At 55.8% G+C, this 23,660-nt stretch carries 20 protein-coding genes; 5 read left to right on the top strand and 15 right to left on the bottom strand.

Going from position 1 to position 23,660, the window contains the following annotated elements:
• Positions 1 to 6: 6 nt before the first annotated feature.
• From KGP17_RS21940 to KGP17_RS21975, 8 genes are all read right to left on the bottom strand, one after another.
• Entirely contained in the window at positions 7 to 315 is a 309-nt protein-coding gene (locus KGP17_RS21940) for a recombinase-like helix-turn-helix domain-containing protein (protein WP_021806235.1), read from the bottom strand.
• A 2-nt stretch (positions 316 to 317) separates the two neighbouring features.
• Complete coding sequence (locus KGP17_RS21945) at positions 318 to 635, bottom strand: non-heme iron oxygenase ferredoxin subunit (protein WP_021179759.1); 318 nt, start codon at positions 633 to 635, stop codon at positions 318 to 320.
• A 246-nt stretch (positions 636 to 881) separates the two neighbouring features.
• Positions 882 to 1,754 carry a 23S rRNA pseudouridine(2604) synthase RluF gene (rluF, locus tag KGP17_RS21950; protein ID WP_223498320.1) on the bottom strand — a complete coding sequence of 291 codons (873 nt, stop codon included), beginning with the start codon at positions 1,752 to 1,754 and terminating at the stop codon, positions 882 to 884.
• Between the two features lie 111 nt (positions 1,755 to 1,865).
• Positions 1,866 to 2,786 carry an agmatinase gene (gene speB, locus KGP17_RS21955; RefSeq protein WP_021179757.1) on the bottom strand — a complete coding sequence of 307 codons (921 nt, stop codon included), beginning with the start codon at positions 2,784 to 2,786 and terminating at the stop codon, positions 1,866 to 1,868.
• Positions 2,787 to 2,979: 193 nt separating this feature from the next.
• Entirely contained in the window at positions 2,980 to 3,702 is a 723-nt protein-coding gene (gene msrA, locus KGP17_RS21960; RefSeq protein WP_021806237.1) for a peptide-methionine (S)-S-oxide reductase MsrA, read from the bottom strand.
• Positions 3,703 to 3,722: 20 nt separating this feature from the next.
• Positions 3,723 to 4,223 carry a peptide-methionine (R)-S-oxide reductase MsrB gene (gene msrB, locus KGP17_RS21965; RefSeq protein WP_223498321.1) on the bottom strand — a complete coding sequence of 167 codons (501 nt, stop codon included), beginning with the start codon at positions 4,221 to 4,223 and terminating at the stop codon, positions 3,723 to 3,725.
• 227 nt (positions 4,224 to 4,450) lie between these two features.
• Positions 4,451 to 6,427 carry a biosynthetic arginine decarboxylase gene (gene speA, locus KGP17_RS21970; RefSeq protein WP_021806238.1) on the bottom strand — a complete coding sequence of 659 codons (1,977 nt, stop codon included), beginning with the start codon at positions 6,425 to 6,427 and terminating at the stop codon, positions 4,451 to 4,453.
• A gap of 748 nt (positions 6,428 to 7,175) precedes the next feature.
• Positions 7,176 to 7,322, bottom strand: a complete 147-nt coding sequence (locus KGP17_RS21975; RefSeq protein ID WP_021179752.1) for a hypothetical protein — start codon at positions 7,320 to 7,322, stop codon at positions 7,176 to 7,178.
• Here KGP17_RS21975 and metK point away from each other — a divergent pair.
• Positions 7,321 to 8,475 (top strand): methionine adenosyltransferase, encoded by a 1,155-nt coding sequence (metK, locus tag KGP17_RS21980; protein ID WP_021806239.1) that lies wholly within the window; start codon positions 7,321 to 7,323, stop codon positions 8,473 to 8,475. The two genes, KGP17_RS21975 and metK, sit on opposite strands and share 2 nt — an antisense overlap.
• A gap of 123 nt (positions 8,476 to 8,598) precedes the next feature.
• Here the strand turns inward: metK and KGP17_RS21985 are convergent, their stop codons facing one another.
• The 7 genes from KGP17_RS21985 to hrpB form a co-directional block, all read right to left on the bottom strand.
• Positions 8,599 to 8,751 carry a Hok/Gef family protein gene (locus KGP17_RS21985; RefSeq protein WP_037375722.1) on the bottom strand — a complete coding sequence of 51 codons (153 nt, stop codon included), beginning with the start codon at positions 8,749 to 8,751 and terminating at the stop codon, positions 8,599 to 8,601.
• A gap of 304 nt (positions 8,752 to 9,055) precedes the next feature.
• The gene (gene fhuB, locus KGP17_RS21990) at positions 9,056 to 11,044 is read right to left on the bottom strand and encodes a Fe(3+)-hydroxamate ABC transporter permease FhuB (RefSeq protein ID WP_223498322.1); all 1,989 of its coding nucleotides are present in this window, start codon (positions 11,042 to 11,044) and stop codon (positions 9,056 to 9,058) included.
• Positions 11,041 to 11,946: a Fe(3+)-hydroxamate ABC transporter substrate-binding protein FhuD gene (gene fhuD, locus KGP17_RS21995; RefSeq protein ID WP_094981460.1), complete on the bottom strand. Its 906-nt coding sequence runs from the start codon at positions 11,944 to 11,946 to the stop codon at positions 11,041 to 11,043. The genes fhuB and fhuD overlap by 4 nt, the downstream gene beginning before the upstream one ends.
• Entirely contained in the window at positions 11,946 to 12,743 is a 798-nt protein-coding gene (gene fhuC, locus KGP17_RS22000; RefSeq protein ID WP_021806242.1) for a Fe3+-hydroxamate ABC transporter ATP-binding protein FhuC, read from the bottom strand. The genes fhuD and fhuC overlap by 1 nt, the downstream gene beginning before the upstream one ends.
• A gap of 47 nt (positions 12,744 to 12,790) precedes the next feature.
• Positions 12,791 to 14,992, bottom strand: a complete 2,202-nt coding sequence (fhuA, locus tag KGP17_RS22005; RefSeq protein WP_223498323.1) for a ferrichrome porin FhuA — start codon at positions 14,990 to 14,992, stop codon at positions 12,791 to 12,793.
• 256 nt (positions 14,993 to 15,248) lie between these two features.
• Positions 15,249 to 17,750 carry a bifunctional glycosyl transferase/transpeptidase gene (mrcB, locus tag KGP17_RS22010; RefSeq protein WP_223498324.1) on the bottom strand — a complete coding sequence of 834 codons (2,502 nt, stop codon included), beginning with the start codon at positions 17,748 to 17,750 and terminating at the stop codon, positions 15,249 to 15,251.
• Positions 17,751 to 17,970: 220 nt separating this feature from the next.
• The gene (hrpB, locus tag KGP17_RS22015; protein WP_223499708.1) at positions 17,971 to 20,421 is read right to left on the bottom strand and encodes an ATP-dependent helicase HrpB; all 2,451 of its coding nucleotides are present in this window, start codon (positions 20,419 to 20,421) and stop codon (positions 17,971 to 17,973) included.
• A 67-nt stretch (positions 20,422 to 20,488) separates the two neighbouring features.
• Between hrpB and thpR the strand changes: the two genes are divergently transcribed.
• The 4 genes from thpR (at position 20,489) to gluQRS (ending at position 23,383) form a co-directional block, all read left to right on the top strand.
• Positions 20,489 to 21,031: an RNA 2',3'-cyclic phosphodiesterase gene (gene thpR / locus KGP17_RS22020; protein ID WP_223498325.1), complete on the top strand. Its 543-nt coding sequence runs from the start codon at positions 20,489 to 20,491 to the stop codon at positions 21,029 to 21,031.
• On the top strand, positions 21,028 to 21,735 hold the full coding sequence (gene sfsA / locus KGP17_RS22025; protein ID WP_021806247.1) for a DNA/RNA nuclease SfsA: 708 nt from the start codon (positions 21,028 to 21,030) through the stop codon (positions 21,733 to 21,735). The genes thpR and sfsA overlap by 4 nt, the downstream gene beginning before the upstream one ends.
• A gap of 207 nt (positions 21,736 to 21,942) precedes the next feature.
• Complete coding sequence (gene dksA, locus KGP17_RS22030; protein WP_021179742.1) at positions 21,943 to 22,398, top strand: RNA polymerase-binding protein DksA; 456 nt, start codon at positions 21,943 to 21,945, stop codon at positions 22,396 to 22,398.
• A 73-nt stretch (positions 22,399 to 22,471) separates the two neighbouring features.
• Positions 22,472 to 23,383, top strand: coding sequence for a tRNA glutamyl-Q(34) synthetase GluQRS (gene gluQRS / locus KGP17_RS22035; RefSeq protein WP_094981455.1), 912 nt, complete (start codon positions 22,472 to 22,474; stop codon positions 23,381 to 23,383).
• Positions 23,384 to 23,660: the final 277 nt, after the last annotated feature.

The following is a 23,660-nucleotide window of genomic DNA, read 5'->3' on the forward strand; positions in this document are numbered from 1 at the left end:
TGCGGCTCAGAAACCGTTGACGTGTAGGAATTCGCGGAACGTGGCTTCATTCCATGGCTGACCACTGCGATCGAACAGGCGACGCTGATTGAGCGCGCTGACGATCTGCTCCAGCTCCTCCGCCCCTTGCTCGAAGATCTCTTCCAGCGCGGCTACCAGCGCGGTTTCAAACCCGTCTGGCACGCGCGCCCGGGTTTGCCAGATCACATTCTGAAACTGGCCGGGTTGGTGGATTTGGCCGTTGCCGCCCTCACGCGCCGGGATCACCTGTTGGGTATCCGGCAGCCAAGGGTTGAAATCGGTAATGTGCTGCATGCTTATTCCTCCGCGATAAAGGTGATTTGGATTTGATTGTCGATCACCCGGGTAGGGTAGGTTTGCAGATCACGGCCACCGGGTTCGCGCAGGCATTGGCCGCTACGCACATCGAACACCGCTTCGTGCAGTGGACACTCCACTTTTCCGTCATCGACAAACCCTTGGCTGAGCAAGGCATAGGCATGCGGGCAAACGTCTTCCAGCGCGTAATATTGACCGTCGATCAAATAGACGCCGACCTCTTTTCCCTCAATGTTGGCGGAGAAAGGAAAATCTTCTTTAACTTGAGACACTTCGCACACGTTCTTCCAGCTCATTGCTTCTGTCCTCTATCTGATTGTTTCATATATGAAACTCAGTTTCTTATTTAATACAGTCACTATAGGTATGGCGAATCTTTCGTCAAGCCAGCAAAGGGAAGAATGTTAATGATTGGTTATTTTAAAGTTACAACTGCGGAGTGGATCACGAAAAAATGCAGCGGGGGTGTAAACAAAGCAAAACGGCCCCAGTCATCAAGACTGAGGCCGTTTAATTAGCAGTGATTGGCAGAAAACGCCGACTTAGCGCCCTTTCTTTTTGCGACCCGGCTGAGCAAAACGCTTACGCGCCGGTGCGTGACTGCCCGCTTTATCCGCAGTTTTCTGCCCGCCGCTCACCGGTTTTTTTACCGCAGGCTTGGGCTTGGCCGCTTTCTTGGTCGGTTTGGCCTCTGAGGACGAGTCCTCGATCAACTTAAACAACTCAACTAGTTCGTCGTCCGTCAGATCGCGCCATTCCCCTAACGGCAGCCCAGACAGGCCCACGTTCATGATGCGGGTGCGCTCCAGCTTGGTCACCTCATATCCAAAATGTTCACACATGCGGCGGATCTGGCGGTTAAGCCCCTGCACCAGCACGATACGGAATACAAAGGGGGCTTCTTTCTTCACCTTGCATTTCTTGGTCACCGTGCCCAGCATCGGCACTCCGGCACCCAAACCACGGATAAAATCGTCGGTCACCGGTTTGTTAACCGTGACCAGATATTCCTTCTCGTGGTCGTTACCGGCACGCAGGATCTTGTTCACCAGATCGCCATGGTTGGTGAGGAAGATCAGTCCCTGTGAATCTTTATCCAAGCGTCCAATCGGGAAGACACGGGTGCTGTGGTTGACGAAATCGACAATATTGTCTTTCTCACCGTCTTCGGTGGTACTGACGATCCCCACCGGCTTGTTCAGCGCAATAAAAATCAGGTTGTCTTCGTTACGGGGTTCAATCAGCTGCCCGTTAACCTTGACCACGTCACCAGCGAATACCCGATCGCCGAGCGCCACGCGCTTACCGTTGATAAAAACATTGCCCTGTTCGATGTAACGATCGGCATCGCGACGCGAGCAGATACCGCTCTCGCTAATATATTTGTTGAGGCGTATAGATGGTTTAGTCAGCACGGTTCCTCCGTAAACGCGAAATACACTTTATCTTCACGGCAATATTTTCATGATGGGGTGCGGGAGATTCGGGGCGCAGCATACAGCGCCCCTCCCCATCCAGCAATCTGACTATGCCTGCTTTTTGGACGCTTGTAGATACAACATTTCCAGGCCCAGCGTTGCCGCTGCCAGTGCGGTGATCTCAGACTGGTCGTAAGCCGGAGCCACTTCTACCACATCCATGCCGACAATGTTCAGTGACTGCATGCCACGCACCAGTTTCAGGGCGCGATCGGAGGTCAGGCCGCCGATCACCGGGGTGCCGGTGCCAGGTGCGAAAGCCGGATCCAGGCAGTCGATATCGAAGGTCAGATAAACCGGCATATCGCCAACGATCTGTTTGATCTGCGCCAGCAGATCGTCCACGCCACGATCGTTAACCTGCGCAGCATCCAGTACCGTGAAGCCGTTGTCACGGTCGAACTCGGTACGGATACCGATTTGCACGGAATGGTTGGGATCGATCAGGCCTTCGTTCGGCGCATGGAAGAACATGGTGCCGTGGTCAAACTTGCTGCCGTTGGCATAGGTATCGGTATGGGCATCGAAATGCACCAACGCCATTTTGCCAAAATGCTTGGCATGCGCGCGCAGCAGCGGCAGCGTAACGAAGTGGTCACCGCCGAAAGAGAGCATGCGTTTGCCGGCTGCCAGCAGTTTTTCTGCGTGCGCCTGCAGTTTGTCGCTCATATCCTGGGCATCACCAAAGTTGAATACCACGTCACCACAATCGACCACGTTCAGACGATCGCGCAGATCAAAGTTCCACGGCCAGCGCGCCCCTTCCCATGCCAGATTGGTAGAAACCTGACGGATCGCCGCAGGGCCATGACGCCCACCGGCTCGGCCGGAGGTAGCCATATCAAAAGGAACACCGGTGATCACCCACTCTGCATCGCTATCGTAAGGCATAAAGTTCAGCGGAAAGCGCAGGAAACCAAAGGCGTTGGACACTAAGGAATTATCGGGCTGATGGCCTAAGGTACTCATATTTACCCTCATTTTTCAACGGTTCGCCCGTAGCCGGACGCTTGGGCGGTAGCAAAAAAAAATCCCTCCCGCGTCGTTAGCCCGACGAGAAAGGGATTTATTCGATGTCTGTTTCAATGGGTAGATTATCGCCGCAATTGGTTCACTCTTCAAGGTACTCGTCATTACCAAGTATAGAAGAGACAACCTGTCATCAGTTAACCAATAGCGGCTCTGTGCGATATTGCACCGGGAACAGCCGTTGTAACTGTTTTATCTTCGGTAAATCATTCACCACGATATAGGGCTGATCCGGGTTAAGGGTGAGATAGTTTTGGTGGTAAGCCTCGGCAGGGTAAAAATGACCATTGTCCTCAATGCGGGTCACCAGTGGTTTGGCAAAGCGCTTGCTGGCATCCAGCTGTGCAATATAAGCCTTGGCAACCTGCTGTTGTGACGCCGTCAGTGGGAAAACGGCTGAGCGATATTGCGTGCCACTGTCCGGCCCTTGGCGATCGAGCTCGGTTGGGTTATGTGCTACCGAAAAATAGATTTGCAGCAGTTGGCCATAGGTAATCTGCTGTGGATCAAAGGTGACCTGCACCGACTCTGCATGGCCGGTATCCCCTCCACTGACGGCCTCATAATTAGCCGTTTGTGCCGCACCTCCGGTATAACCGGATATGGCATTGGTCACGCCTTTAACATGTTGGAACACCCCTTGTACGCCCCAGAAACAACCACCGGCAAAGATCGCGGTTTCCGAGCGCGATGTCGTCGGCGCTTCGTCTATTACCGGCGCAGGGATCGCTACCGCCGCCTCGGCATCACCAAGTGGCCAAGCCACGCTCTGCAAACAGAATCCGGCGGCAACCACTATCGCGCCCCATATGCCGTATTTACCTAGCGATGGTAGCGTTTTGTCTACGTTTCTCATGTTATTCCTCACTATTCTGGTTAGGCAGAGCTTGGCGTGAACCGCATGGCGATGCCATTCATGCAGTAGCGCAAACCGGTGGGTTGCGGGCCATCATCAAATACGTGCCCCAAATGCCCACCACAGCGGCTGCAATGCACCTCTTCGCGGACCATGCCCAGCGTTCGATCCTTACGCGTCGCCACCGCCTGTTCGAGGGGTTGCCAGAAACTGGGCCAGCCGGTGTGGCTGTCAAACTTGGTGTGGGAAGAAAACAGCGCCTGCTGGCAACCCGCACAGGCAAACTGCCCCTCGCGATGCTCATCGTTAAGCGAGCTGCTGTAAGGGGGCTCTGTGCCTTCCTCGCGCAAAACCGCATATTGGCTGGCAGAGAGCCGTTGCCGCCATTGCTCTGCGGTATAGTTGACGGCAAACGTCTCCGCCATCGCCGAACGAGAAAAAAGGGCAGGCAGCACGCCCACGGCATAGGCCACAGAGAGTGCCCCGCCGCCCAGAATAAAATACCGTCTGTTGATCATCATCGTTACCTCTGGTGCTATTCACCGACAATGACAAACTACAGAGAAAGTCGTGACCAAATCCTCACGGAGAGTTCACAAATTTGTGATAACTGGGAACGCTGCATTAATACGTTGAAAGTTTAAATGGAATTTCTAATTTGGCGGGGTAAGGGCTAAGAGGGAAAAATGAAGGAGCGCAGCCTCTGCCGCGCCCCTGGATAGGAAGTATGTCAGCCTATCGGCATAACTTACTCATCTTCGAGATAAGTATAGCCATACAGACCAGCCTCGAACTCTTCGACAAATTGCGCCTGCAACTCCGCGTCAAGATCGGTTTCTTTCACCTGATCGCGGAATTTAGCCAGCAGCGCGATCGGATCGAGCTGCACGTATTCCAGCATGTCGGCTACGCTATCGCCTTCATCAGACAGCTCGGTTTCTACGCTGCCATCAGGGAACACAAACACATCCACCGACGCCGTATCGCCAAACAGGTTGTGCATATTGCCCAGGATTTCCTGATAGGCACCAACCATAAAGAACCCCAGCAAAGGCGGGTTTTCCGGATCGTACGGCGGCATCGGCATGGTAGTGGCTACGCCGTCACCATCAATATAGTGATCGATGGTGCCATCGGAGTCACAGGTGATATCCAGCAATACCGCACGGCCTTCCGGCGGCTTGTCCAAGCCTTCCAACGGCAAGACCGGGAACAGTTGGTCGATACCCCAGGCATCCGGCATCGACTGGAACAGTGAGAAGTTGACGTAGAACTTGTCCGCCATCCGCTCCTGCAATTCATCAATGATTGGCCGGTGCGCGCGATTGCTCGGATCGAGCTGCTGCTGGATCTTGTTACAGATATTCAGATACAGCTGCTCGGCATAGGCACGCTTGGTCAGATCCAACATACCATGGGCATACTGGGTATGCACATCGTGCAGATCCATCTGGCTATCGTGCAACCATTCACGCAGCGAACGACGGTTTTCCGGCTCGTTCATTTCCTGCCAGGTTTCCCACATGCTTTCCAGAGCGCGCGGCGCATCTTCGACCGGAGGAACCGGCTCACAGAATTCGTTGCGCTCAACGCCAATAACGTTGGAAACCAGTACCGTATGGTGGGCAGTTACGGCACGGCCAGACTCAGTGATCACCGTTGGATGCGGCAGGCCATGCTCATTACAGGCATCACCGATCCCCCAAATCACGTTGTTGGCATATTCATTCAGGCCATAGTTGACCGAACAGTCGGACTGCGAACGGGTGCCTTCATAATCCACACCCAGGCCGCCACCTACGTCGAAACATTGAATGTTTACGCCCAGCTTATGCAGCTCGACATAGAAACGCGCAGACTCACGTACGCCAGTGGCGATATCGCGAATATTGGCCAACTGAGAACCCAGGTGGAAATGCAGCAATTGCAGGCTATCCAGGCGGCCCGCTTCACGCAGGGTCTCCACCAGCTTCAATACCTGAATGGCGGCCAGACCGAACTTGGATTTCTCGCCACCGCTCGACTGCCATTTACCTGCCCCTTGTGAGGCCAGGCGGGCACGCACGCCCAGGCGTGGTACGACATTCAGGCGCTCAGCTTCTTCCAGCACCATCTGGATTTCCGACATCTTCTCGATCACCAGGTACACTTTGTGCCCCAGCTTTTCACCGATCAGCGCCAGACGAACATATTCACGGTCTTTGTAGCCATTACAGACGATCACCGAGCGGGTCATACCGGCGTGGGCCAGTACCGCCATCAGTTCCGCCTTGGAACCGGCTTCCAGCCCCAGTGGTTCACCGGAGTTGACCAGTGATTCAATCACGCGACGGTGCTGGTTAACCTTGATCGGGTAAACCAGGAAGTAGCCACCTTCATAGCCGAAGGATTCACGCGCACGTTTGAACGCGGCGTTAATGGAACGCAGGCGATGCTGCAAGATCTGCGGGAAGCAGAACAGGGCTGGCAGGCGCTGTCCATCTTTTTGGCGCTCTTTCACCAACTCGGCGAGATCGACGCGCGCATGCGGGACGTCTGGGTCCGGGCACACGCTGATGTGGCCCAGCTCATTGACGTCAAAGTAATTGTTGCCCCAGTAGGCGACGTTATAAGTGCGCAGCATCTTGCTGGCATTACGATCATTCATGGCAACCTCCTGCATGGAGCGTAAAGATAAATTATCACCCGCTACTGACGGGCGTTGGATCGGCATATCTTCAGACATTACTCGCCTCACCTTGCATACTGACGATATAGTCAGCCACTATCGCAGCTACAACCCGCGAGAACAACCCGGAAACACCCCATTTTAGCAGTGAATTCACCTGCCGTTCGTGGTCAGCGATCGGTTTATACCCAATAGATTTATTGTAAGACACCCTGTTCAAACCTCGTGAATCGGGTAAAGAATCATCCCACAGTTGGCTGCAGGCTACCCTTGTTCAGTGCTTCAGACAGCCGTTAACCGGCCCGAGAATCCTGAGTGGCGCCCAGATGTGTGTAACATCGGGTAGATGGCGTAGAGACAAGACGGGAAATAGCACAAGAATGCGCGCCAGAACGGCACTGCTGTTGAGAACCAACAACCAGTAGACAACGGATCATTAATCCAACCACCTCCACGCATGCCGCTCGCTATGAACGACAAAGCCTCTATATAGTATAAGAACGTGAACGTTCAATGAAGCGGCGGCCCCATCATTGGGTACCTACGGTAGATCATGGCGCGGCGTTGCCGGGTTTACAGAAAGTTTCAATTTTCTGCAACACGCTGTGCACCAAATGAACCGCGCGCGCAGTTTATACCGGACCCCCGGGCAAAATGCAAAATGAAAATTCGCCAGAAACTGTTTCAAGCGATGAAAATGGCGGCAAGCGGTTTGCCCAAAAGAGCGTTAGAGCAAAAAATTGCTGGCAATCCGGCTAAAGGCTGACCTAAAATAGACGTCCAGATGTTAATCCATCTATACTGATTAACCGATAAACTGCTTAACGGCTTTGCCTGAGGGGCGTTGCAGGATGCATCTCGCCATCAGCGGAAGACCCTTCGCTTTGATGCCCGGATCTCCAGCGCTGTGCAGTAATTTCCAACCCGTCTTTTGCAAGGTAAAGAACACCATGGCTAAACACCTCTTCACGTCCGAATCTGTTTCCGAAGGACATCCGGATAAAATTGCCGATCAAATCTCGGATGCCGTTCTTGATGCCATCCTGGAACAGGATCCAAAAGCCCGCGTAGCCTGCGAAACCTACGTGAAAACCGGCATGGTGCTGGTTGGCGGTGAAATCACCACCAGCGCCTGGGTCGATATCGAAGAGATCACCCGTAAAACCGTGCGTGAAATTGGCTATGTCCATTCCGATATGGGCTTTGATGCCAACTCCTGTGCCGTATTGAGCGCCATCGGTAAACAGTCACCGGATATCAACCAAGGTGTTGACCGTAGCGATCCGCTGGAGCAAGGGGCTGGCGATCAGGGCCTGATGTTCGGTTATGCCTCCAATGAAACCGACGTGTTGATGCCTGCGCCAATCACTTATGCCCACCGTCTGGTTCAACGCCAGGCCGAAGTGCGTAAAAATGGCACCCTGCCTTGGCTGCGCCCAGACGCCAAAAGCCAGGTCACGTTCCAGTATGACGATGGCAAAATCGTCGGCATCGATGCCGTGGTGCTGTCCACCCAGCATTCCGATGATATCGCGCTGAAAGATCTGCAAGAAGCGGTGATGGAAGAGATCATCAAGCCGGTACTGCCAGCCGAGTGGCTGACCGCAGGTACCAAATACCACATCAACCCAACCGGCCGTTTTGTTATCGGTGGCCCAATGGGTGACTGTGGTCTGACCGGTCGTAAAATCATCGTTGATACCTACGGTGGCATGGCCCGTCACGGTGGCGGCGCATTCTCCGGCAAGGATCCTTCCAAGGTTGACCGTTCTGCGGCCTATGCTGCACGCTACGTGGCAAAAAACATCGTGGCCGCGGGTCTGGCAGATCGCTGTGAGATCCAGGTGTCCTACGCTATCGGCGTGGCAGAACCAACCTCCATCATGGTGGAAACCTTCGGCACCGAGAAGATCTCGACCGAGCAACTGACCCTGCTGGTGCGTGAGTTCTTCGATCTGCGCCCATACGGCCTGATCCAAATGATGGACCTGCTGCAACCGATCTACCGTGAAACCGCAGCTTACGGCCACTTTGGCCGCGAACACTTCCCATGGGAAGCGACCGACAAGGCTGCCCAACTGCGTGAAGCGGCTGGTTTGAAGTAAGCCTGAGCGTTAGACGTAACAACGGCGAGCCTGAGGCTCGCCGTTTTCGTTTGTAGATGGGTGCTCGTAGATCTGCACGCTTACAACCAACGGGCGGGAGCTAGCCCCCGCCGTTGGGTTGCCTTACCGTTCGGATCCGTAGGCCAAAATGGCCGCAACCTCCGTGTTGCCCGATCGAATGCGCAGCTCACAAAGCTTGCTGCGCGTTATCCATACCAACAAGATTACGGTGGTACAGATAACGACCAGTTTTACGATATCTCCTCTGTTTGGCATCATGCCTCCTTATCCTTGCCTCGCGGCGAGTAAGAAGCTAACCTAACGTTGTCGAGCGTTAGAGTTGGCCTCGGGTTGATATTATCGACCTGGGGCTTTTCTCTTTGTACCTTTCGCTCAGGCTCCAGATACAAAGATCCAGAGCACCCACCCGCAGTATATTCATCTCACCAGCCCGACTGGCGGCCGTTTACCCCTAACTTTCAACTTTGCGCAGTGCCACGCAATGCATTGTAACGGCCTGAAAAAACCAAGGGCCCAGCAATGCTGAGCCCTTGGTGGCAAAGGTGGTAACCGAGATAATCTACGAAGTTTGCTTACGCAGCAGATAGACAAAGTACGGCGCGCCAATAAAGGTCGCCAGCAGCCCTGCGGGGATTTGGTAAGGGAACATCACCATCCGGCCACACCAGTCCGCAAACACCATCAGCAGGCCGCCTAGCAGCGCAGCAATCACCATCTGCGGCAGCGCCCGGCGGAATCCCAACATGCGGGCCATATGCGGTGCCATCAGGCCAATAAAACTCAGCGGCCCGACGGTAAGCGTCGCCATCGCCGTCAGCGTTGCCGCCAGCAGCAAAATGCTCAGCCTGGTCGGCGTCAGGGCAATCCCTACGGAACGTGCTGTAGCGCCGCCCAACGGCAGAATTGTCAGCCAACGTCTGCACAGTGGGGCCAACACTATCAACACGCCAGCAATCGCTGCCGTACGTATTGCCTGCGGGGCATCTACCGAGTAGGTAGAGCCGGAGAGCCACACCAACAGCCCCCCCATACGGGGATCACCACTGGCCAACAGCAGGAAAATGGTCGTGCTAAAGGCGGTGCTGAGGGCGATCCCCGCCAACAGCATGCGTTCGGTAGAGAATCCGCCGCGCCCAGCCGCAATCATGATGATCAACAGCGTAGCCGCCGCCCCCAGACTCCCGGCGGGTAACAGCCACATAAAAGCATCACCAGGGACGATAAACAGCATCATCACCACGCCGAAAGCCGCGCCGGAACTGATCCCCAGCACTTCCGGGCTGGACATCGGGTTACCGGTCAGTTTCTGGATCAGCGTTCCGGCTACCGCCAGCATCATCCCGGCCGCCAGGGCAGAAACCACTCGTGGCCAGCGCCAAGGCATCAGCGCCTGTAATTCACCGCCTACGCTCCAGTGCCAGCCGTGGGGGTTTTGCCCAAACATCAGCGCCACCGCAATCCCGGCCAATAGTAAAACGCTCCCCAGCAGGATCCATATCGGCAAGTTGCCACGTTCGACAGGCACTTTGTCGCCTAAGTCCATCGGCGGAGGGGTTGCGCTGCTGCGTAAGCGTGGTAACAACCAAAGCAGCAACGGCGCACCAATCAGTGCCGTCGCCGCACCGGTCGGGATTTCACGCCATACCAACGTCAGCCAGATCATCACCTGATCGGTCAACCACAGCAGCAATGCCCCCAATAGTGGAGCCAACATCATGCGGTGGACCAAACGGCGAGCTCCCAGCATCTTGGCCATCAACGGGGCAAATAGGCCGATAAAACCGATCACGCCGACCGCATTGACCAACATGGCGCTGAACACAATCGCCACCGCCAACGCGGCAAAGCGCGACATTGCCAGGCCCAGGCCCAGATTACGTGCCACACCGTCGTCCAGCCCTAACAGCGTTAATGGGCGGATCAATAACGCGGCCAGTACGGCAACCAGCAGCAAGCGCGGCAGGATAAACTGCACCGTCCCCCAATCCTGCTGATTTAGCGCTCCGGTGCTCCACAGGAACAGGCCTTGCAACCGATCGTAATTGAACAACGCCAGCAGGCTATTGACCGCCCCGCAGTACAGGCCAAGTACCAGACCGGCCAGAATCAACGTCACGGGCGACATCCGTTTGCCCCAGGCAACGCCGAACACCAGCCCGCCGACCGCAATGGCTCCGACCATCGCCGCCAACTGTTGGGTCAATTCGCCCCCAGGCAGCATCCACAGCGTGGCAATCGTCAAGCCTAGCTGAGCCCCGGCAGCCACGCCGAGCGTGGCGGGTTCCGCCAAAGGATTGCGTAATACCTGCTGGAACAGTACGCCGACCAATCCCAGTCCGGCCCCCACCAGCAACGACACTGACAGGCGTGGCAATAGGCTGTAGTGGAACAACATCTGGTCGACATTGTCGATATCTGGCTGTACCAACGCCTGCGACCACTGGCTCCACGGCAGTTGATGCAACAGGTTGAAGAGCGTCAGGCCACCCGTCGCTGCCAGCAATAACAGGATCAGCGCTATCGGCAAGATACGCAGGCGTGTACTCATGAGCGAGTCTCCTGCGCCTGCTCCAGCAAGCGGCAAAAACGCATGGCCGACAGCGTGGCGCCGTAGAACCACACCGCTGGCACCTGCCGCAGTTGGCCCTGGCGGATAAACGGTAAGGCCTGCCACAACGGCGTCTTGCTGACCTTATCCATCATGGCTTGATTACCGTGATCGAGATAAATCGCTCGCGCATTTTTTATTGCCGCCAGACGTTCGATCCCCACCACCGAGGTCCCCCAGAAGTTGGTTTCCCCCTGCCAGGCATTCTCGATGCCTAGCTGATCCATCACTTCCTGAAACAGGCTCTTCTGGCCGATCACCAACACGTGCCGAGGATCGAGCAAAGCAAACAGCAGCAGCGGCTGTTGCCGATACCCCGCCAGGCGGTTACGCGCCTCTCGCATAAACGCATCAAACTGTTGCAGATGCTGGGTAGCCCGCGCTTCCAGACCTATCCGCTGTGCCAATTGCAGCAACGAGTTTTTGCCCACGGTGAGCGGTCTACCGCTGCCGTCGTTAAAGCCAAACTCCATCGTCGGGCCGATAGGCTGCAGTTTTTGTGGCGTAGGGCCATAGCCTTTGGAAAGCAGGATCAGAGAAGGTTTGAGCTGCTGCAACAGCTCCAGATTAGGTTCGGTACGTTGACCGACGTCGATCACCGAGTCCGGCAACCGAGGATCTTGTACCCACAGGTTGTAGTTGTGGATATCGGCAACCGCCTGCGGCATCACGCCCAGTGCGATCAGTAGCTCGACCGGTAGCCACTCCAATGCCGCGATACGGGTGATATCGGGTAAACCTGTCGCACGCGACGGTAAAGAAAACAACAGAGGCGATAACGCCATCGCCGTTAATAAACGCCGGCGCAGCGGGTCATGATGAAAATCGGCAGAGATAGGCATTAATAAACGAAGCTCACTGGTGCACCGCCACTTGGATGCGGCAATATGCCCATCGGGATGCCGTAGATCTGTTCCAGCACCGGCCCTTGCATCAGTTCGAGCGATGACCCTTGGGCAATCATTTCGCCGCCGCGTAGCGCCACCAGATGGTCGCAATATCGAGCCGCCATGTTGATGTCATGCAGCACTGCAATCACCGTCAAGCCGCGCTCGTGGCTCAGGCGTTGGATCAACGCCAGCACTTCAACCTGATGGGCAATATCCAACGCCGAGGTCGGTTCATCCAGCAATAGACAACGGCTATCCTGCGCGACCATCATCGCCAGCCAGGCCCGTTGACGTTCACCGCCGGAGAGGCTGTCTACCAGGCGGTTGGCAAAGGATTTGAGCCCCACCAGCCCGATAGCCTCTTCTACCAGCTCGCGATCGCCGACCTTGAAACGGCCTAACGCGCCGTGCCACGGGTAGCGCCCGATGGCGACCAGTTCGCGCACCGTCATCCCTTCCGCTGCTGGCAATTGCTGCGGCAGGTAGGCCACTTGACGAGCAAAAGCTTTGCTGTCCCATTGGCCCAGCGGTTGCCCGTTAAGCAGCGCCTGGCCGGAGGTAGGATTTTGGTGACGACCGAGGATTTTCAGCAACGTGGATTTGCCGGAGCCATTATGCCCAATCAATCCACACACTTTGCCTTGAGGAAAGGCCAATGATAGCGGCTGTAACAACACCCGCCCTGGCACGGCAAAGCTAACACGGTCGAGCTGGAACGTAGCATCGCGATTAAGGTGTTTATCCTGCATAGGCCCTGCTTGGCAGGGAGCGACCAAAGGCCGCTCCCGTTAGCCGATTAGAAACTGAAGGTTGCCGTGGCGACCACTTGACGTTCTGCCCCCCAGAAACAGCCATAGGTGGCGAAACAGCTAGAGACATACTCTTTATCAAACAGGTTGTTAACGTTAAGCGCAACGGAAGAACCAGGCAGGTTGAAGCGCGCCAAATCATATTTGATCACGGTATTCCACACGGTGTAGTCCGGCACTTTGAAGGTGTTGGCTTCGTCACCATAGGTTGAGCCCGTATAACGCACACCCGCGCCCAGCGTCAGGCCACTCAATGCGGTTTCGTGGAAGGTGTAATCCCCCCACAGCGAGGCCATATGCTTAGGAATGATCGCTGGCGTATTGCCCTGGTTGGTGGTGTCTTCGGTGTATTCAGCATCAGTATAGGTATAGGACGCCAGCAGGTTGACGTTCGCCGTCAACGCCGCTTTACCTTCCAACTCTACACCGCGAGAGCGGATCTCCCCGGTTTGCTGTTGGAACCAACCTTTATCGGCATGCTCAACATCCGTGACCAGGTTATTTGACTTGGTCAATTGGTAGATGGCAACGGTGGCAGAGACGGGGCGATCTTTTGGCATGTACTTCACGCCGGCTTCATACTGTTCGCCTTTGGAAGGCACGAAGGCTTTGCCGTCATAACCTGCGCCCACGTTCGGCTCGAAGGATTGTGCGTAGCTGACATACGGCGAGATGCCGTTGTCGAACAGATAGTTCAGGCCAATACGATTGGTTGACTGGTGGTCTTTCTGCTCGCTATAAGGAACCGTTGCCGTTTCGGTGCGATCTTCGACGGTGCTCTTAGCCCAGTCGTAACGCGTACCGGCCGTCAGGATCCATTGGTTCCACTCGGCCTGTTCCTGCAGGTAAATACCCGTCTGCCGTTGGCCATTGACCTTACTGGTTGGATTTAACGCACCCTTGGTATAATTCCCAAACTGCGGGTTGGCTAGATCCAGTGGACTGGCCACTCCCCAACCGCCCTGAATATCATTGCTCATGCGCATAAAGTCTACGCCAGCCAGCAGCGTATGATCCACGCGGCCAGTGGCAAACTTGGCCTGGCCCTGAGTATCGACGCTGAAGTTATTCAGGCGCTCATCCGAAGCGATATAGTTACGGTTCAGAGTGGTATTGTCGGCGTTTACGCCGGTGCCATAGATGTTGTTCTGGTTGGTGTGCAGCTGCATATAGCGCAGGTTCTGGCGTACGGTCCAGGTATCATCGAAATCATGAGAGAAACTGTAACCAAACATCCGCGTCTGGCGCGAATAGAAGTTACTCTTTTCACCTTCGTTGAAGCTGGTTGGCAGTTTGCCATAAGGCGCGTTGACCACCGTTCCCTGCATCGGCAACCAGCCGTAGTAGCCAAGGTTAGGATCGTTTTGCAGGTAAGAATACAGCGTCAGGTTGGTATGCTCATCAGGCTGCCAACTGAATGAAGGCGCAATGGTATAGCGTTTTTCCTTGGCCATCTCCTGCTGAGCGTCTGCGTCTTTGGCCAACCCGGTCAGGCGGAAGGAATACTTGCCGTCATCATCCAACGCATTGCTGAAATCAAAGCCAGTCTGGAACAGGTTATCTGTCCCCATTTTAAATTGGATTTCTTTCAGCGGTTCCGTGGTTGGGCGCTTGCTGATCAGCGAAATAATCCCACCAGGGCTGCTTTTACCGTAAAGCACGGAAGAAGGCCCGCGCAGCACTTCGGCCCGCTCCAGGAAATAAGGATCGATTACCGCTTCGTTAAAATAGTCGCCTTGCAGCTTCAAACCGTCCAGATAGATATTCTGGTTGACCGAGCCAAAACCACGAATATAAACCGCATCATAGACGTTCGAACTACCACGGCTGCCCACCATTACACCAGGGGTGAAGCCTAACGCTTCTTTCACCGAGGAAGGCTGCATAACGTCCATTTGTTCACGCGTGACCACAGACACCGATTGAGGGGTCTTCACCAGCGGCGTATCCGTTTTGGTGCCGGTCGCGCTGCGTTTCGCCACGATGGTGCCAACTGGGCCCCAAGCGCTTTCCTGTGAAGCACCACCGCTGCCGCCCCCTACCACCGTAATAGTATCCGCATCCGCGGCAGCCGTCGTCTGAGCTGCAACCGCAGGCAAGGTTAGCGAAGCCGCGATTGTGGCAGCCAAAACGCTTACGGGGAACAAGCCTGATTTGGCCGGTGATGAGGAATGACGCTTGGTCGGCATGTCTGGTTTCTCTGATGTGGTTTGATAACGAATGTGAACGATAATAATTATTATAAGCGCGGCATTTTATGCAGAAGGCTAATGGAACTGCAAGCGTATTTCGGCCGTAAAAAGGCTATGGGATTGGTGCGGTAACTGCATTAACCGAGTGGAAATAAAATCAACGCCAAACAGAAGAAAGCCCGTAACAGAACGCTACGGGCTTGATAACACGGTAAAATCAAATAATAAATATGCTTAACATAACGGCTGGGGTTTATTTGCCAAACATATCTTTTATCCAGCCAGCAACGCCGTCGGCATCTTTCTGTTCGCCGGCTTGCTGCTGTTGAGTTTGTTGCTGCTCGGCCTGGCTTGCCTGACATAGCCCCTGTGGGTTTTCAGTCCAAACCGGGATGGTGCGCCAACTGCCGCCACCACAGATAAAGTTACCGGCAGAATCAATACCCATCTGGCTAATGCCTTCCGGTTGTTGCAGCTTCAGCACCAGCGGCGTCTGGTTTTCCAGATAGCGGCGATACAGCGTCAAAGCACCATTTGCACCCGTCAGTTTGGCCGGGCCGTTATTGTCACGCCCTACCCAGGCAATCGCCACTTCCTTGCCGTCGATACCGGCAAACCAGCTATCACGGAGATCGTTGGTGGTACCGGTTTTAGCCGCCAAGTTGTAATTGGGGAACTTGACCGACAGCGAACGGGAAGTCCCGCGCGCCACACCCTGCTGCATCGCATACAGAGTCAGGTATGCCGCCTGTGCTGGCACCATACGTTCCGCCTGCGGGAAGCTCTGATACAACACTGTGCCGTCTTCCGCAATCACCGAACGCACGGCAGACAGCGGCGCACGATTACCTCCGCTGGCGATGGTCTGGTATTCCTGTGCCACTTCCATCGGCGTCAGGCCGATGGCCCCCAGCAACATGGAAGGCACCGGAGTGATCGCCGATTTAGGAATACCCAACTTTTGCAGGGTCGCGCTAATCTGATCCAGCCCCACCGACATGCCCAGATTGACCGTTGGCACGTTGAGCGAGTTGGCCAACGCATCCACCAGCATCACCCGACCACGGAACTGACGATCGTAGTTATTCGGCTGCCACGAGCTGCCGTTCGGCAGTTTGATCGACAACGGCTGATCCGCCAGCCAGGTATTGAGCCGATACTTATCCGGTTCCGACAGCGCGGTCAGATAGGTTGGCGGCTTGGCCAGTGACCCTACCAGACGGCGCGCCTGCAGCGCACGGTTGAAGCCGGCAAACTGAGGATCGGCACCGCCCACCATGGCACGAACCTCTCCGGTAAAGCGATCGACAATCACCATCGCCGCTTCCAGATCGTTCAGATGACGCGCCGCACGCAGCGCCGGAATACCGTCTTCCACCGCCTTCTCGGCCGCATCCTGTGAAACCGGATCCAGCGTAGTGAAGATCTTCACGCCGGAAAGATCGTTAACCTTGTCACCCAGCTTGGCCTGCAACTCCTGGCGCACCAGCTGCATAAACGCAGGCTGCGGTGAGATCACCCCACCTTTCGGCTGTACGCCCAGCGGACGAGCGCTGAGCATGTTATACAGCTCAGCGTCGATCACGCCCTGGTTCTGTAACAGCTTGAGCACCAGGTTACGGCGCTCCAGCGCCAACTTTGGGTTACGCCAAGGGTTATACAGCGAGGCCCCTTTCACCATGCCCACCAGCAGCGCCTGTTGATCCAGACTCAGTTCATCGACCGGGCGACCAAAGTAGTACAGGCTGGCCAACGGGAAGCCACGGATCTGATCGCTGCCGCTCTGGCCGAGATACACCTCGTTCAGATACAGCTCCAGAATACGGTCTTTGCTATAACGGTAATCCACCAGCAAGGCCATGTAGGCTTCGTTAAGCTTACGCCACAACGAACGCTCGTTGGTCAGGAACAGGTTTTTTACCAGTTGCTGAGTCAAGGTACTGCCGCCCTGCACCGCACGCCCGGCGGTCAGGTTGGCCACCACGGCACGGCCAATGGAGTAGAAGCTGATACCATCATGCTCGTAAAAATGACGATCTTCGGTAGCGATTAGCGTGTCGACCAGCAGATCTGGGAAACCAGAGCGCGGCACAAACAGGCGTTGCTCGCCATTCGGCGATTGCAGCATGGTGATCAGGCGCGGATCGAGGCGGAAGAAGCCAAAGTTACGCTGATTTTCCATGTTGACGATTTTCGCCAGACTATTGTTTTGGAAATCGAGGCGGGCGTGGATCTGGCCTTCTTTGCCATCCGGGAAATCAAACGGGCGGCGCAGCATCTCGATGCTGTTGGCCTGCACGGTAAACTCCCCTGGCCGGGTCATACGGCTGACCTGGCGATATTGCATCCCCTCCAGCAGGGCGACCATTTCCTTTTTGCTATACGGCATGCCCGGCTCAAGGTTAACCATGCGGCCATACACCGCCGCCGGTAACTGCCAGACTTTGCCATCGATGCGGCTACGGATCTGGGAATCCAGATAAACCCCGTAGATCGCCAGCAGCACCGCAATCACCAGGAACAGTTTTATCAGCAAGCCGAGCCAACGGCGCTTTTTACGCGGCGACTTCGCTTTTACCTTGGGCGGCATGCGTTGTTCCTCTTCGTCGTCATCGTACTCATCATCGTCATACTCATCCTGATACTCGTCTTCTTCATAATCGTCGTCACGGTGACGACGCGCCGCTTTACGCGGCTGATTACGTTTTGGTTGTTTGCCTTTGCGCCCGATGGGCTCGCGGTCATCACCAGCCATTGCGGTTCTTCTCCACGCTTGCTGCAATTTATACCCTATGGATTTCAAGCTGCGGCTAGGCGACAAACTATCTCATCCCCAGGAGCTTACTTTTGGGTAAGTGACTGGGGTGAGATAGTGCAGGTAACAACGCTGCAGCTTGAAAGACGACGGGTCCGTTATTTTGTCGCTTAATCTGTGCCTATGCTGTCGGGCTGAACAGAAGAAACATCTGAATTCGTTACTGGTATTTCTTGGTGCGCCTGGTGGGGGCGGTATTGGCCGGATCGTCTGGCCATACGTGCTTGGGATAGCGCCCCTTCATCTCCTTTTGCACCTCGCGGTACGCCCCTTGCCAGAAAGCGGCCAGATCGCCGGTGATCTGCAATGGCCGGTGCGCCGGAGAGAGTAACTCAAGCACCACCGGGATGCGACCCTCAGCCAACGTTGGGCTACGCTGTTCACCAAACATCTCCTGTAAACGCACTGCCAATACCGGCGGTTTATCGGCATCGTAGCGGATCGGCAAGCGGCTACCGGTCGGCACAGCATAATGAGTTGGCAGGGCATTATCCAGCCGTTGCTTTTGCTGCCAGTTTAACCGGCGGGCCAAGGCCTCAGCGATATTGACCTGCTTTAATCCACGCAGATCGCGTACGCCGCTCAATGACGGTAGCAACCAGCTGTCCAGGGTGTCGAGCAACGTATCGTCATCAACTGGCGGCCAGTCGGCCTCTGGCAACCAACGTTGGGCACAGTGTAAACGCAGGCGCAATTGTTCGGCAGCGGTGTCCCAATTAAGTACCGCCAATCCCTGGGCGCGGACCCAATTTATCAGTGCCTGTTGCAGTTCCTCTTCCGCCGGTTTGGCCAGCGGCTGAGCCCGCAGCGTTAAGCGGCCAATCTGTTGGCGCTTCCAGGCCCGCAGGGTGCCCTTTTCTTCATCCCACTCGACGGCGGTCTGGCTGCTGACAATCTCGGGCAACCGAGCGACCAACGCATCAATTTCAATCGGTAACGCCAGCAGGATACGGGCATCCGGGCTGTTATGGCCTTGCAACAGGCTGGGAATAATCAACCAGGGAGCCCTGGAGAGCGCTTCATCCTGAGCCATCGCTGCGCCCAAACCATTGGCCAACAGATAGCGTCCATCCTGCCCACGCCGTTGGGCGATACGATCGGCAAAAGCCTGCGCTAACAGAGGAGCGGCCAGATCGGCATCAATCTGCCCACTTTTCTGCGGTAAGCGCTTACTCAGTTGCGCCGCCCGGCGTTGCCAATGCGGCTGTGGACGGCTTAGCCAATAACCGATATCCATCTGCCCGCTGCGTGGCGGTTCCTCCAGCAAAGCGGCCAACATCGCCGCCGTGGCTAATCCATCGGCTCCCATATTGGCACCAGCACACAGCATAGCCGCCAGTCTGGGTTCACACCCCAACCCGGCCATTTGGCGACCAATGGTTGTGAGCTTCTCGCCGTCATCGATAGCTGCCAGGGTATGCAATAAACGGCGAGCGGCGGCTAATGCGGCCAACGGTGGCCGATCGAGCCAGGTAAGTTGATCCACATCCACACAGCCCCATTGCAACAGCTCCAGCCAGAAGCTGGCCAGATCGCTTTGCAGGATCTCCGGTTCAGCATGTTCTGCAGCGCGCTCCGCCTGCTCTTTTGCAAACAGATGCCAGCAAATTCCAGGTTCCAAACGCCCAGCACGCCCGGCGCGTTGGATCATCGAAGCCTGGCTGATGCGCTGGGTAACCAATCGCGTCAGGCCATTACGGACGTCATAACGCGCTACGCGCTCCAGCCCGCTGTCGACGACCAGGCGGATGCCTTCAATGGTCAAGCTGGTTTCCGCAATATTAGTCGCCAACACCACTTTGCGCCGCCCGTGCTGCGCCGGTTGGATCGCCTTTTGCTGCTGTGCCAACGGCAATGCGCCATACAGCGGGCAGAGATCGGTATCCGCTGGCACTTCGCCAATGAGCCGTTCCTGCACGCGGTTAATCTCCGCCACGCCGGGCAAGAATAACAACAGCGAACCTGATTGCTCAGCCAACAGGCGCTTCACCGCCGAGGCAACGCCATCCTCCAGCCGTTGGTGACTAGGTAATGGCTGGTACTGCCGTTCAACCGGGTAGCTGCGCCCTTCCGACACCACCACCGGCGCTTGCGGCAGCAGTTGCGACAGCCGCGCATTATCCAGCGTCGCCGACATGATCAGCAGTTTCAGATCGTCACGCAGGCCCTGTTGCACATCCAGCAGCAGGGCCAAGGCCAGATCGGCCTGTAAACTACGCTCGTGGAATTCATCAAGAATAATCAGCGAGACGCCCTGCAGTTCGGCGTCCTGCTGCAACATGCGGGTGAGAATGCCCTCGGTCACCACCTCCAGCCGCGTCTGTGGCCCGCTTTTGCTCTCGGCTCGCATGCGATAGCCCACGGTCTGGCCTGGTTCTTCACCCAACTGTTGCGCCAAGCGATACGCGACGTTTTTTGCCGCCAGCCGCCGTGGCTCCAGCATGATGATACGCCCCGGCAGCCCGGCGTTTGCCAGGATCTGCAACGGCAGCCAGGTGGATTTCCCGGCACCAGTGGGGGCATGCAACAACACCTGCGGGGCAGATTGCAGTGCGGCAAGCAGCTCATCAAGAACCGCGCTGACGGGCAGTGAGGACACAAAACTCTCCATGGGGTAGTTAATGGACGGCGCACATTGTAGCATTACGCCCCGTGTTTCATTCATTTACCGGGGTACTATGTCCAGTTCGCGCCGCCTGTTCTTTGCGTTGTCGCTACCCGATACCTTGCAGCAGCAGGTGATCCGCTGGCGGGCCGAGGCATTCAAACCCGAAGATGGCCGCCCGGTGGCCGCCGCCAATCTGCATCTGACGCTGGCCTTTCTCGGCGAAGTTAGCGCACAGAAAGAACAGGCACTAAAAACGCAGGCCGGGCGTATCACACAGGCGGGTTTTAGCCTCAATCTGGACGATCTTGGCCACTGGCCGCGCCCCGGAGTGGTATGGTTGGGCAGCAAACGCCCCCCACGCGCGCTGTTACAGTTGGCGGAATTGCTGCGTTCGCAAGCGGCTCGCAGCGGCTGTTATCAAAGCCCGATGCCGTTTCATCCCCATATCACGTTATTACGCGCCGCGACCCAGCCGGTCGCTATTCCTCCTGGCACGCCGGGTTGGCTGTTCAACGCCAGCCATTTCTCACTCTACCAATCGTCGTTTGAACAAGGCCGCACCCGCTATCACGAATTAGCGCAGTGGCCACTCGGCCCACAGGATAAATCATGATCTTTGACCCACCGCTAAAACCGGCCACGCTCATCAAGCGCTACAAACGTTTTCTGGCCGATGTGATCACCCCCGAAGGTGAAACCTTTACCCTGCACTGTGCCAACACCGGCGCCATGACCGGTTGTGCTACGCCAGGAGACACCGTTTGGTACTCCACTTCGGACAATGCCAAACGCAAATATGCCCACAGTTGGGAGCTGACGCATACCCAGGCTGGCGACTGGATCTGCGTCAACACCCTGCGGGCCAACACTCTGGTTCGTGAAGCCATTGAACAGAATATAATCAGTGAATTATCCGGTTACAGTAAAATCACCGGCGAAGTGAAATATGGCGGCGAAAACAGCCGTATCGATTTGTTATTACAGGCAGAAAATCGAGTTGACTGCTATATTGAAGTGAAGTCAGTCACACTATTGCAACATCAACAGGGCTACTTCCCCGATGCCGTAACGCTGAGAGGGCAGAAGCATCTGCGTGAGTTGCAAAACGTGGTTGAACAAGGGCAGCGGGCGGTGCTGTTCTTTGCCGTGTTACACAGCGGCATCGATCGGGTCACCCCAGCAAATCATATAGATGAGCATTATGCGGTGCTACTAGCGCAGGTTCAGCAGTTGGGAGTGGAAGTTGTTTGTTACGGGGCAAAATTATCACCTGACGGTATCTCGCTAAGCGCTAAGTTACCGTTTTTTATTGGCTAGCGGTGCCGGGCACAAATAAATCGACAACCGGATATTGCTTCGCCAAATACGCCTTCCTTCACACCATTGTCAAGCAGGCGACAGGAATAATTGCCATCCCTCTTCCCTTCTGTTATTTATAGCGGCCTGTTTTTCCCCCGTATTGGGGATTCGACATACCCTACTAGCATTAAAGGGTATAGTGCGTGTGTATGTAGGAGAAGCAATATGCAAGAAGGGCAAACCCGTAAAACCTCGTCCTTGAGCATTCTCGCCATCGCTGGGGTGGAGCCGTATCAAGAGAAACCGGGCGAAGAGTACATGAACGACGCCCAGTTGACGCATTTCAGGCGCATCCTTGAAGCATGGCGCAACCAACTCAGGGACGAAGTCGACCGTACCGTGTCGCATATGCAAGAAGAGGCAGCCAACTTCCCCGATCCGGCAGACCGTGCCACTCAGGAAGAAGAGTTCAGCCTTGAACTGCGTAACCGTGACCGCGAGCGCAAACTGATCAAAAAGATCGAGAAAACGCTGAAGAAAGTAGAAGACGATGATTTCGGCTTCTGCGAGTCTTGCGGCGTGGAGATTGGCATTCGTCGCCTTGAAGCGCGTCCGACTGCCGATTTGTGCATCGACTGCAAGACGTTGGCCGAAATCCGCGAAAAGCAGATGGCCGGCTAAGCAGTTGTTACCTCCTGCGGCGCGTGCCAATAGCGCGCGCCGCACAGAGTTAAGGGAAGCAATCCCTTCAGATATGCTAGCAAGTCACTATGTGGGGCGCTTTGCCCCATCGCCTTCCGGGGATCTGCATTTCGGTTCGCTGATTGCCGCTCTGGGAAGCTACCTCCAGGCTCGTGCTCAACGCGGGCAATGGCTGGTACGTATTGAAGATATCGACCCTCCGCGCGAAGTCGCCGGAGCTGCCGGGCGTATCTTATCCGCACTTGAACACTATGGTCTCCACTGGGACGGCCAGGTCATCTATCAATCCCAACGCTCTGAAGCTTACCGCGCAACTCTTGATTGGCTGCAACGCCAGGATCTCAGCTATTACTGCACCTGTACCCGCAGCCGCATCCAGCAGATTGGCGGTTTGTACGATGGCCATTGCCGCCAGTTACGGCTTGGCCCGCAGGGTGCCGCAATCCGCTTACGTCAATCAAACCCGGTATATGCCTTCCACGATCGGTTGCAGGGCGAGCTACGGGCCGATCCGGCGCTGGCACAGGAAGATTTCATCATCCGCCGCCGCGATGGCCTGTTTGCCTACAATCTGGCGGTGGTGATCGACGATCATTTTCAAGGCGTGACCGAAATCGTCCGCGGTGCCGATCTGATCGAACCCACGGTGCGCCAGATTGCGCTGTATCAGCAATTACAGGCACCGGTTCCCGCCTATGTACATTTGCCGCTGGCACTGGGGAACAACGGCATTAAACTGTCGAAGCAAAATCATGCCCCCGCCCTGCCCACTGGCGATCCGCGGCCGGTCCTGGTTGCTGCCCTGAAATTTCTGCGTCAACCGCTGCCGGAAAACTGGCAAGATCTTGATCTGCCATTATTATTGAGCTGGGCGGTTGAGCATTGGCAGTTGGCAAATGTGCCGCGTCAGCCAGCGATCCCGCCGTGTGAAAACACAACGGCATTCTCAAAACAGCTGGGGTAAGCTATGATTAGCCGCTATTTTTTTGTTAGCGCCATTTTTATCCGTCACTATCGAGGTGTACCATTTTTACCCGAGTAGCCAATTTCTGCCGTAAGGTACTAATCCGCGATGACAAGTTGACCCGCGAAGATGCGCCGGCCAGCGATAAAAACCAAGTCCGCGAAGAAAGCGCGCCTGCAGAATCGTTAGCCACAACGCCACCGCGCTCTACCGAGAGCGGCAGAGAGACACCTGCCCGCCGTCCTGCGCCGCGTAAACGCCCGCCATTTGTAGCCGC

The sequence above is a fragment of the Serratia sp. JSRIV001 genome (assembly GCF_019968745.1).
GTDB classification, from domain to species: domain Bacteria; phylum Pseudomonadota; class Gammaproteobacteria; order Enterobacterales; family Enterobacteriaceae; genus Chania; species Chania fonticola_B.

Bases quoted from the DNA above. Each gene is read 5' to 3' on its own strand.
- dksA (WP_021179742.1), top strand. From the start codon at position 21,943: ATGCAAGAAGGGCAAACCCGTAAAACCTCGTCCTTGAGCATTCTCGCC.
- thpR (WP_223498325.1), top strand. From the start codon at position 20,489: ATGTCCAGTTCGCGCCGCCTGTTCTTTGCGTTGTCGCTACCCGATACC.
- fhuC (WP_021806242.1), bottom strand. From the start codon at position 12,743: ATGCAGGATAAACACCTTAATCGCGATGCTACGTTCCAGCTCGACCGT.
- msrA (WP_021806237.1), bottom strand. From the start codon at position 3,702: ATGAGAAACGTAGACAAAACGCTACCATCGCTAGGTAAATACGGCATA.
- gluQRS (WP_094981455.1), top strand. From the start codon at position 22,472: ATGCTAGCAAGTCACTATGTGGGGCGCTTTGCCCCATCGCCTTCCGGG.
- speB (WP_021179757.1), bottom strand. From the start codon at position 2,786: ATGAGTACCTTAGGCCATCAGCCCGATAATTCCTTAGTGTCCAACGCC.
- KGP17_RS21975 (WP_021179752.1), bottom strand. From the start codon at position 7,322: ATGGTGTTCTTTACCTTGCAAAAGACGGGTTGGAAATTACTGCACAGC.
- fhuA (WP_223498323.1), bottom strand. From the start codon at position 14,992: ATGCCGACCAAGCGTCATTCCTCATCACCGGCCAAATCAGGCTTGTTC.
- speA (WP_021806238.1), bottom strand. From the start codon at position 6,427: ATGTCTGAAGATATGCCGATCCAACGCCCGTCAGTAGCGGGTGATAAT.
- fhuD (WP_094981460.1), bottom strand. From the start codon at position 11,946: ATGCCTATCTCTGCCGATTTTCATCATGACCCGCTGCGCCGGCGTTTA.
- sfsA (WP_021806247.1), top strand. From the start codon at position 21,028: ATGATCTTTGACCCACCGCTAAAACCGGCCACGCTCATCAAGCGCTAC.
- KGP17_RS21940 (WP_021806235.1), bottom strand. From the start codon at position 315: ATGCAGCACATTACCGATTTCAACCCTTGGCTGCCGGATACCCAACAG.
- metK (WP_021806239.1), top strand. From the start codon at position 7,321: ATGGCTAAACACCTCTTCACGTCCGAATCTGTTTCCGAAGGACATCCG.
- hrpB (WP_223499708.1), bottom strand. From the start codon at position 20,421: ATGGAGAGTTTTGTGTCCTCACTGCCCGTCAGCGCGGTTCTTGATGAG.
- KGP17_RS21945 (WP_021179759.1), bottom strand. From the start codon at position 635: ATGAGCTGGAAGAACGTGTGCGAAGTGTCTCAAGTTAAAGAAGATTTT.
- msrB (WP_223498321.1), bottom strand. From the start codon at position 4,223: ATGATGATCAACAGACGGTATTTTATTCTGGGCGGCGGGGCACTCTCT.
- mrcB (WP_223498324.1), bottom strand. From the start codon at position 17,750: ATGGCTGGTGATGACCGCGAGCCCATCGGGCGCAAAGGCAAACAACCA.
- fhuB (WP_223498322.1), bottom strand. From the start codon at position 11,044: ATGAGTACACGCCTGCGTATCTTGCCGATAGCGCTGATCCTGTTATTG.
- KGP17_RS21985 (WP_037375722.1), bottom strand. From the start codon at position 8,751: ATGCCAAACAGAGGAGATATCGTAAAACTGGTCGTTATCTGTACCACC.